The organism is Bartonella sp. CB10SXKL, from assembly GCF_042195515.1.
Classification (GTDB): Bacteria; Pseudomonadota; Alphaproteobacteria; order Rhizobiales; family Rhizobiaceae; genus Bartonella.
This window is the reverse complement of sequence record NZ_JBHION010000078.1, coordinates 1-1,367: the sequence shown is the minus strand read 5'-3', so window position 1 is coordinate 1,367 and position 1,367 is coordinate 1. Positions and strand designations below refer to the sequence as shown.

The following is a 1,367-nucleotide window of genomic DNA, read 5'->3' as shown; positions in this document are numbered from 1 at the left end:
GTCATAAAATACGCCCTCCAGATAATAAAAAACCCCGCATTTGCGGGGATTCCAAACTGCACTGCCTCTCGTCTAGATACAGTACGACCAAGTACAGCAATGTCATTAAATACGATTTGCTACACTTTGTCAACACTAAAATAACACATATTGATACATTTGAAAAGAATCGGTTAGGTAGTGTTAAATTATTATAATTTAAGGATTAAATAATGAAGTCACTATCCATAACGCTCATAGTAATATTTATAGCTTTCTTTTCGATATCAGTGTTATCAAGATACACTAGTGTAGATAGTTTAGAACAATACGATAAACTTTACGAAAAATATGTAAGTGAAAATTATCAAAACTCAGAATATCATCAAAAATTAGCAAAGGCAAAAGAATCGGTGGAGTATTTAAAAACATTTATGGGAAGTACTGTAGACATCCCCAATGACAAAAGTCCATTTTGGAAGCATTTAATAACACTACCTAGCAATCCTCCGGAATTTAATATTTTAAAACATTATCACATAGTGCTTGTTTTTTGTGGTCGTTTTGCTGATTTATTACAAGGTGATAAAAGTATGCCCACAGTTACATTTAACGACTTGCAAACAAAACTTAAGAAATACGGTAGTATTTTTAATGACTGGGATACTATAGAAACTATTTTATTTAAAGCAAAATTTGAAACACATTTTAATGATCCAATGTTTGAATACGCAGAAAAATTTTTGAATTCTCCAAATGGCATTAGCAGAAAAGAACAAACTATTCGTACAGAGCATATGATACTAGGACACGAAAGCGTTCGTTTACAAAATACAGTGAATATGTGCTCTATTGCTATAAGTGTATATAGAGAAATGATGCCCAAAGAAGATATAAGACCCCCAGTAAGATATGGCTCTTTTGAAAAATGGAAGCGATATTTAAAAATTTTTTAAACTAGCGATTAAATACTTATGAAGCACATTAAGAGCAACACGCAGCGAATTCACAAGATGTGGTAACATTTGATCTTCTATCACGAGGTACTGTAGCGCAGCATGAAGATTATACTGTCTATAGAGGCATTGGGCTTCTTTTAGTGCCTCTTGCGTGTTTATAAACTGCTCTGTTGCAAATGCTACCCACTTATCTCTTGCCTTATCATCTGAAGATGACGGCATTTCGTCATAAATCGCATTAGGCAAGCCTTTTGCACAAAGGTAATCGTTTCTTATCTGTAGATATTGCTGGGCGGCGTCATATTGCTCTTGTGTAAGAACGCCTTGCAAGCAAAGCCGCCCTATGTAAGACCCAGAAAGTGGATTTTTTGCCTCCTGTAGCGTTAAACCGAAGCGCTTTGCACGCATTTCTATTGCCAATTTATCAAC

2 protein-coding genes are annotated in these 1,367 nt (G+C 34.8%); one reads left to right on the top strand and one right to left on the bottom strand.

All coding sequences use genetic code 11. The features are described 5' to 3' along the window. Window positions 1-212 precede the first annotated feature (212 nt). The gene (locus ACFIK3_RS09500; protein ID WP_375610990.1) at window positions 213-935 is read left to right on the top strand and encodes a hypothetical protein; all 723 of its coding nucleotides are present in this window, start codon (window positions 213-215) and stop codon (window positions 933-935) included. On the opposite strand, the gene ACFIK3_RS09495 is transcribed toward ACFIK3_RS09500, so the two are convergent. Next, window positions 921-1,367: hypothetical protein (locus ACFIK3_RS09495; protein WP_375676619.1), on the bottom strand; the 447-nt coding region annotated here is incomplete at its 5' end. The two genes, ACFIK3_RS09500 and ACFIK3_RS09495, sit on opposite strands and share 15 nt — an antisense overlap.